Below are 8,718 nucleotides of genomic sequence, written 5' to 3' on the forward strand. Positions count from 1 at the left end.
ATGTATATCGTGCTGGGCGTGCTCTATGAGAGCTTTATCCACCCCATCACCATCCTCTCCACCTTGCCCACGGCCGGTGTCGGCGCGCTGCTGGCACTGATGCTCAGCGGTAACGAGCTGGATATTGTGGCGATCATCGGCATCATCCTGCTGATCGGTATTGTGAAAAAGAATGCCATCATGATGATCGACTTTGCGCTGGCGGCCGAACGTGAACAGGGGATGAAACCCTATGACGCCATCTATCAGGCCTCACTGCTGCGCTTCCGTCCGATTCTGATGACCACGCTGGCGGCCCTGCTGGGTGCGCTGCCGCTGATGCTCAGCACCGGCGTCGGCGCGGAACTGCGTCATCCGCTGGGGATTGCGATGGTCGGCGGCCTGATTCTGAGTCAGGTGCTGACGCTGTTCACCACGCCGGTGATCTACCTGCTGTTTGATCGCCTGGCGCACGCCACCCGCCGCCGCTTCGGCCGCACGGAGGCCGCAGAGTGAAGTTCTTTGCCCTGTTTATTCACCGGCCCGTCGCCACCACCCTGCTGACGCTGGCCATCGCGCTGGCCGGGATCCTGGGGTTCCGGCTGCTGCCGGTTGCCCCGCTGCCGCAGGTCGATTTTCCGGTGATCGTCATCTCCGGCTCGCTGCCGGGGGCCTCACCCGAGATCATGGCGTCGTCGGTCGCCACGCCGCTGGAGCGATCGCTGGGACGTATCGCGGGCGTCAGTGAAATGACCTCGATGAGTTCGCTGGGCAGTACCCGCATCATTCTGGTGTTCGATTTCGACCGCGACATCAACGGTGCCGCACGCGACGTGCAGGCTGCGCTGAACGCGGCGCAAAGCCTGCTGCCGACCGGCATGCCCTCACGTCCGACTTACCGCAAAGTGAACCCCTCTGATGCGCCGATTATGATCATGACGCTGACCTCGGATACCTACAATCCGGGTCAGCTCTACGATTATGCCTCGACGCAGCTGGCGCAGAAGCTGTCGCAGATTCAGGGGGTCGGCGACGTTACCGTGGGGGGCAGTTCGCTGCCCGCCGTGCGCGTGGCGCTGAATCCGCAGGCGCTGTTTAATCAGGGTGTCTCGCTGGATGCGGTGCGTACCGCCATTTCCGACGCCAACCAGCGCCGCCCGCAGGGCGCAGTGGATGATTCACAGCAGCGCTGGCAGTTGCGCACCAATGACGCGCTGCAGACCGCCCGCGAGTATCAGCCGCTGATCGTGCATTATAAAAACGGCGCGGCGGTGAAGCTGTCTGATGTGGCGACCGTGGAAGATTCGGTTCAGGACGTACGCAACGCCGGGATGTCACGCGGTAAACCGGCCGTGCTGCTGTTGATTCGCAAAACCCCTGACGCGAACGTCATTGAGACGGTTGACCGCATCCGTGCCGAGATGCCGCTGCTGCATGAGGTGATCCCGGCCGCCATCGACCTGCAGATTGCCCAGGATCGCTCCCCTACCATCCGCGCTTCGTTGCATGAAGTGGAGCAGTCGCTGTTAATCGCCGTCGGGCTGGTGATTCTGGTGGTGTTCGTGTTCCTGCGCTCCGGACGCGCCACGCTGATTCCCGCCATCGCCGTGCCGGTCTCGCTGATTGGCACCTTCGCGGCCATGTACCTGTGCGGCTTCAGCCTCAACAACCTGTCGCTGATGGCGCTGACCATTGCCACCGGCTTTGTGGTGGACGATGCGATCGTGGTGCTGGAGAACATCGCCCGCCATGTGGAAGCGGGTATGAAACCGCTGGCCGCCGCGCTGAAGGGCGTGCGCGAAGTGGGCTTTACCGTGCTGTCGATGAGCCTGTCGCTGATTGCGGTTTTCCTGCCGCTGCTGATGATCGGCGGGCTGATTGGCCGTTTCTTCTCTGAATTTGCCATTACCCTGTCGGTGGCGATCGCCATCTCGCTGGTTATTTCGATCACCCTGACGCCGATGATGTGCGCGTATCTGCTGAAGCCTCACGCGCCACGCAGCCAGCCGCGCCGGCGCGGTGCAGGTCGGCTGCTGATGGCGATTCAGCAGGGCTATGGCCGATCGTTAAGCGTGGTGCTGAATCATGCGCGCTGGGTGCTGCTGCTCTTTTTCGCCACGATTGCCCTGACCGGCTGGCTGTTTGTCTCTATCCCGAAAACCTTTATGCCGGAACAGGATACCGGGCGACTCGCCGGGTTTATCTCCGCGGACCAGAGCATCTCGTTTCAGGCGATGCGCAGTAAGCTGCAGGATTTCATGGAGATCGTCGGAGCCGACCCGGCGGTAGACAGCGTGGTGGGCTTTACCGGTGGCATGCGCACCAACAGCGGCTCCATGTTTATCTCCCTGAAACCGCTCTCTGAGCGGAAAGAGAACGCGCAGGCGGTTATCGCCCGGCTGCGCGACAAGCTGGCGAAAGAGCCGGGTGCCAGCCTCTATCTGAATGCGGTGCAGGATCTGCGCGTCGGCGGCCGGGAGTCGAACGCCGGATACCAGTATTCGCTGCTGTCGGACGATCTCAATGCGCTGCGCACCTGGGAGCCGAAAATCCGTCAGGCGTTCTCTGCCCTGCCGCAGCTGGCGGATGTGAACTCCGATCAGCAGGATAAAGGCAGCGAGATGGCGCTGACCTACGATCGAGAAAGCATGGCCCGTCTGGGCATCGATGTCTCCGAAGCCAATGCGCTGTTAAATAACGCCTTTGGTCAGCGGCAGATCTCCACCATCTACCAGCCGCTTAACCAGTACAAAGTGGTGATGGAGGTGGATCCGCGCTATACCCAGGATATCAGTGCCCTGTCACAGATGTTTGTGATAAACAGCGAAGGCAAAGCGATTCCGCTGTCGTGGTTCGCCCACTGGCAGCCCGCCAATGCCCCACTGTCGGTGAACCATGAAGGGCTGTCGGCTGCCTCGACCATCTCGTTCAATCTGCCGGAAGGGGTTTCGCTGTCACAGGCCTCTGACGCGATTGAGCGCACCATGACCGCGCTGGGCGTGCCTTCCAGCGTACGCGGCAGCTTTGCCGGCACGGCGCAGGTGTTTCAGCAGTCGCAAAGCAGCCAGCTGTGGCTGATGCTGGCGGCGATTGCCGCGGTCTATATCGTGCTGGGGATCCTCTATGAGAGCTATGTGCATCCGCTGACGATCCTTTCCACACTGCCTTCGGCGGGCGTGGGCGCGCTGCTGGCGCTGGAACTGTTTGATACCCCCTTCAGCCTGATTGCCCTGATTGGTATCCTGCTGCTGATCGGTATCGTGAAAAAGAACGCCATCATGATGGTCGATTTTGCGCTGGAAGCTGAGCGCAACGGCCAGCTCAGCGCACGGGATGCCATTTTCCAGGCGTGTCTGCTGCGCTTCCGGCCGATCATGATGACCACACTGGCGGCGCTGTTTGGCGCGCTGCCGCTGGTGTTATCCAGTGGCGACGGGGCGGAACTGCGTCAGCCGCTGGGGATTACCATTGCAGGGGGTCTGGTGATGAGTCAGTTACTGACGCTCTACACCACGCCGGTGATCTACCTGATGATGGATAAGCTGCGGCGCAGAAAGCGGTCGCGGTCAGCCGCACCGCAGACGTAACGCCTGGGGCTGCGGCAGGTCACCGGGCAGATCGGCTGAATCGGGGGAAGGGATGAGTACGCAAAGCACGAACGTCCGCTGGCAGTTGTGGATTGTCGCCATCGGCTTTTTTATGCAGACGCTGGACACCACCATCGTGAATACGGCTATTCCGGCGATGGCGCACGATCTGGGCGTCAGCCCGCTGCACATGCATGCGGTGATCGTCTATTACGTCCTCACCGTGGCGGTGATGCTGCCGGTCAGCGGCTGGCTGGCGGATCGCTTTGGCGTGCGCAACATCTTCTTCAGCGCGATCCTGCTGTTCAGCCTGGGATCGCTGCTGTGTGCCCTCTCCGGCACGCTGGATCAGCTGGTGCTGGCGCGGGTGGTTCAGGGGATTGGTGGTGCCATGATGGTGCCGGTGGGGCGACTGACGGTGATGAAAATCGTTCCGCGTGAGCAGTATATGTCCGCCATGACCTTTGTCACCCTGCCCGGCCAGATTGGCCCGCTGCTGGGCCCGGCGCTGGGCGGGGTGCTGGTCGAATACGCCAGCTGGCACTGGATCTTCCTGATCAACATCCCGGTCGGCATCGCCGGCGCGATTGCCACCCTGATGCTGATGCCCAACTACAGCATGCAGACCCGCCGCTTCGATTTTGCCGGTTTTTTTCTGCTGGCCGCCGGTATGGCAACCCTGACGCTGGCGCTGGACGGTCAGCGCAGCAGCGGCGGCTCCGCCCTGCTGCTGGGTGCGATGATCCTCGCGGGCCTGTTCTCGCTGCTGTTCTACCTGATGCACGCGCGCGGCAATGATAACGCGCTGTTCAGCCTGAAGCTGTTTGATAACCGCCTCTACGCTATCGGCCTGCTGGGCAGTTTTACCGGCCGTATCGGCAGCGGCATGCTGCCCTTTATGACGCCTATATTCCTGCAGCTCGGCATGGGCTACAGCCCGTTCCACGCCGGTCTGATGATGATCCCGATGGTGCTGGGCAACATGGGGATGAAGCGTATTGTGGTGCGCATCGTTAATCGCTATGGCTACCGCAACGTGCTGGTGATGTCGACCGTAGCGCTGGCGCTGGTGGTGCTGCTGTTTCCGCTGGTGGCGATCCTGGGCTGGGTCTGGCTGCTGCCGCTGGTGCTGTTTCTGCAGGGCATGGTCAACGCCATTCGCTTCTCCTCGATGAACACGCTGACGCTGAAAGAGCTGCCGGATACGCTGGCGTCGAGCGGAAACAGCCTGCTGTCGATGATTATGCAGCTGTCGATGAGTATTGGCGTCACCGTCGCCGGGCTGCTGCTGGGCGCCTTTGCTCAGGAGGGCGCAGCTAACAGCGCAGCAGAACATCAGATGTTTATTTACACCTACCTGTGCATGTCACTGATTATTATCCTGCCCGCGCTGATCTTCTGGCGCGTTCCGCCGCAGGTGAGCAGCAACGTCGATTTGCGACGCCGGAGAAAACAATGAGAGTTAACCTGCGCCTGGGTATCGGGGCCAAACTGTTTATGGCGATTTTCGCCACCTGCATGCTGGTACTGATTACCATGCACTGGGGAGTCCGCCTCAGCTTTGAGCATGGCTTCGTCGACTATATCAAGCGCGGCAATCAGCAGCGCCTGAGCCTGCTCGGCGATGCGCTGGCCGATCAGTATGAGCAGCACGGCAACTGGGATTTCCTGCGCCACAACGACCGCCTGGTGTTCACCATGCTGCGTTCGCTGGAGCAGAATCCGGGCAACAGTCAGCTGCCGCCGCATGGCTGGCGCACCCAGTTCTGGATCCTCGACCAGCAGTACAGGGTGCTGGTCGGGCCGCCCACGCCGGTGCCGCCCGAGGGCACGCGACGCAATATCACCACCAGCAACGGTAAGGTGGTCGGCTGGGTTATCGGCTCACCGCCGGAGCGGCTGACGCGCAGCACAGACATTAACTTCGATCAGCAGCAGCGCCGCACCAGCTGGATTATCGTTGGCCTCTCGACGCTGCTGGCGGCGCTGGCCACCTGGCTGATGGCGCGCGGGCTGCTGGCCCCGGTCAAACGGCTGGTCGACGGCACCCATCATCTGGCCGCAGGCAACTTTGCCACCCGCGTTGAAGTCAGCAGCCGGGACGAACTGGGCCAGCTGGCCGGTGACTTTAACCTTCTCGCCAGCTCGCTGGAGAAAAACGAAAGCATGCGCCGCGCCTTTATGGCGGATATCTCCCATGAGTTACGCACGCCGCTGGCCATTCTGCGCGGTGAACTGGAAGCGATGCAGGATGGCGTGCGCAAACTGACGCCGGAAGCGATCGCATCGCTGCAGAGTGAAGTGGTGGTGCTGACCAAGCTGGTGGATGACCTGCATCAGCTGTCGCTGTCGGATGAGGGTGCCCTGGCCTACCGCAAACAGGCGACCGACCTGGTGCAGCTGCTGGAAGTCACGGCGGGCAGCTTTGCCGAACGCTACCGCGCGCATGGCCTGACGTTAAAGCTGAACCTGCCCGATGATGCTCCCTTCTTCGGCGATCCCGATCGCCTGATACAGCTCTTCACTAACCTGCTGGAGAACAGCCTGCGCTACACCGACAGCGGAGGCCGGGTTGAGGTGACGCTGAAGTATCAGGCTCCGCACTGGCGGGTAGAGTTTGATGACAGCGCGCCGGGCGTGGATCGTGAACATCAGGCGCAGATTTTTGAACGCTTCTTCCGCACCGAAGGCTCCCGTAATCGGGCCAGCGGCGGATCGGGACTCGGCCTCGCCATCTGTAAGAACATTGCCGACGCGCACGGCGGTGATATCTCTGCGTCGCACTCTGATTTAGGTGGACTGAAAATCGCGCTACACTTGCGCTATGTTCCCCTTGCGTAGACGCTTATGAGCCTGGAAAACCACGACCCGCTGATTCTGGTGGTCGAAGATGAGCCCAAACTGGCGCAGCTGATGATCGACTATCTGCACGCCTCCAATTACCGCACCCATCACATCGCCGACGGCAACGGCGTGCTGGATTATGTGCGCCAGACCCCACCCGATCTGATGCTGCTGGACCTGATGCTGCCCGGCACCGACGGTTTAACGCTGTGCCGGGAAATCCGCCGTCATTCGGAACTGCCGATTATTATGGTCACCGCCCGCACCGAGGAGATCGATCGGCTGCTGGGGCTGGAGCTGGGTGCCGATGACTATATCTGCAAACCCTTCAGCCCGCGGGAAGTTGTCGCGCGGGTTAAGACCATTCTGCGCCGGGTAAAACGTTCAGCGGAAGAGCCGCAGAGCAGTTCGCTGCTCAGAGTCGATGAGAGCCGCTTTTCGGCCAGCTGGCGTGACAAGCCGCTCGATTTAACCCCGGCCGAGTTTCGTCTGCTGAAAACCCTGTCGCTGGAACCGGGCAAGGTCTTTTCGCGTGAGCAACTGCTCAACCATCTCTATGATGATTACCGCGTGGTAACCGATCGCACCATCGACAGCCATATCAAGAATCTGCGGCGCAAGCTGGAGAATCTCGACAGCGAGCAACCCTTTATCCGGGCCGTCTACGGCATGGGCTATCGCTGGGAAGCGGATGCCTGTCATTTGATCTAGTTTGATCCCGATCAATTTACTTCCCTTTTCTCACTGCCTACAATTCCGCACCTTTTGCAGGGCTTCACGGCCCTGCCGCTGCCGCCTCTGGCGGCATACTGACCTGACATCAGTGAGAACCCCATGAAACCTGAACTGCTCTCCCCCGCCGGGACGCTGAAAAACATGCGTTACGCCTTCGCCTATGGTGCCGATGCCGTCTATGCCGGTCAGCCGCGCTACAGCCTGCGGGTGCGTAATAATGAATTTACCCACGAAAATCTCGCGCTGGGCATCAACGAAGCGCACGCGCTGGGCAAAAAATTCTACGTGGTGGTCAACATCGCGCCGCACAACGCCAAGCTGAAAACCTTTATTCGTGACTTAACGCCGGTGGTGGCGATGCAGCCTGATGCGCTGATTATGTCCGATCCGGGTCTGATTATGCTGGTGCGGGAGGCCTTCCCGGCGATGCCGATCCACCTCTCGGTGCAGGCCAATGCGGTCAACTGGGCCACGGTGAAGTTCTGGCAGCAGATGGGGCTGAGCCGGGTGATCCTGTCGCGCGAGCTGTCGCTGGAGGAGATCGCCGAAATCCGTCAGCAGGTGCCGGAGATGGAGCTGGAAGTCTTTGTTCATGGTGCGCTCTGTATGGCCTATTCCGGTCGCTGCCTGCTCTCCGGCTATATGAACAAACGCGATCCGAACCAGGGCACCTGCACCAACGCCTGCCGCTGGGAATACAAAGTGGCGGAAGGCCAGCAGGATGAGGTGGGCAACATTGTCGGCATCCACCAGCCGGTGACGGTGCAGGAGGTGACGCCAGCGCTGGGCATCGGTCAGCCGACCGACAAGGTGTTCCTGCTGGAAGAGAAGATGAAACCCGGCGAAGTGATGAGCGCGTTCGAAGATGAGCACGGCACCTATATCATGAACTCGCGGGATCTGCGTGCGGTGGCACATGTGGAGCGGCTCAGCGAGATGGGCGTCCATTCGCTGAAGATTGAGGGGCGCACCAAGTCCTACTACTACTGCGCGCGCACCGCCCAGGTGTATCGCCGCGCGATTGATGATGCCGCCGCGGGAAAACCCTTTGATGCGTCACTGCTGCTCACCCTGGAGGGTCTGGCACATCGCGGCTATACCGAAGGCTTTCTGCGTCGTCACACTCACGACAGCTACCAGAACTATGAGCAGGGCTTTTCCGTCTCCGATCGTCAGCAGTTTGTGGGCGAGTTTACCGGCGAACGCCGGGGCGAATGGGCCGAAGTGGCGGTAAAAAATAAGTTCATGCTGCACGACAGCGTGGAGATCATGACGCCCGACGGCAACCTGCAGTGCCAGCTTGATGCGCTGCAGGACAGCCGTGGCGAACCCGCCGGCGTGGCACCGGGCGACGGTCATCGCGTCTGGCTGCGGGTGCCTGAGGCGGTGGATCTGCACTTTGCGCTGCTGCTGCGTAACTTCGATCACGGCGAAGATACCCGGGCGCCTCATAATCGTTTACCAACGGAAACAAATTGATGAAATCAGAACAGGATCACAGACCCCTGCGCCGGGCTGCTTTATAGTCCCGCCTGCTGCTAACGAGTAACAACAAACGGCAGATTTACCAGGA

Annotated in this window: 6 protein-coding genes; all 6 read left to right on the forward strand. The window is 60.8% G+C overall.

Annotated features, from left to right (window positions below; all coding sequences use genetic code 11):
- Window positions 1-495 (forward strand): efflux RND transporter permease subunit (locus CKF42_RS20605; RefSeq protein WP_199559898.1); only part of this gene is annotated, 495 nt, incomplete at its 5' end.
- Window positions 492-3,566, forward strand: coding sequence for a multidrug efflux RND transporter permease subunit MdtC (gene mdtC, locus CKF42_RS20610; RefSeq protein ID WP_046102203.1), 3,075 nt, complete (start codon window positions 492-494; stop codon window positions 3,564-3,566). The genes CKF42_RS20605 and mdtC, both read left to right, overlap by 4 nt.
- A gap of 52 nt (window positions 3,567-3,618) precedes the next feature.
- Window positions 3,619-5,025, forward strand: coding sequence for an MFS transporter (locus tag CKF42_RS20615; RefSeq protein WP_058956692.1), 1,407 nt, complete (start codon window positions 3,619-3,621; stop codon window positions 5,023-5,025).
- Entirely contained in the window at window positions 5,022-6,407 is a 1,386-nt protein-coding gene (gene baeS / locus CKF42_RS20620; RefSeq protein ID WP_111209087.1) for a two-component system sensor histidine kinase BaeS, read from the forward strand. The genes CKF42_RS20615 and baeS overlap by 4 nt, the downstream gene beginning before the upstream one ends.
- 6 nt (window positions 6,408-6,413) lie before the next feature.
- The gene (baeR, locus tag CKF42_RS20625; protein WP_009089220.1) at window positions 6,414-7,121 is read left to right on the forward strand and encodes a two-component system response regulator BaeR; all 708 of its coding nucleotides are present in this window, start codon (window positions 6,414-6,416) and stop codon (window positions 7,119-7,121) included.
- Window positions 7,122-7,244: 123 nt separating this feature from the next.
- On the forward strand, window positions 7,245-8,624 hold the full coding sequence (gene yegQ / locus CKF42_RS20630; protein ID WP_111209088.1) for a tRNA 5-hydroxyuridine modification protein YegQ: 1,380 nt from the start codon (window positions 7,245-7,247) through the stop codon (window positions 8,622-8,624).
- The last annotated feature ends 94 nt before the right edge of the window (window positions 8,625-8,718 follow it).

Origin of the sequence: Pantoea sp. ARC270 (assembly GCF_003236725.1) — a bacterium.
Taxonomy (GTDB): domain Bacteria; phylum Pseudomonadota; class Gammaproteobacteria; order Enterobacterales; family Enterobacteriaceae; genus Pantoea; species Pantoea anthophila.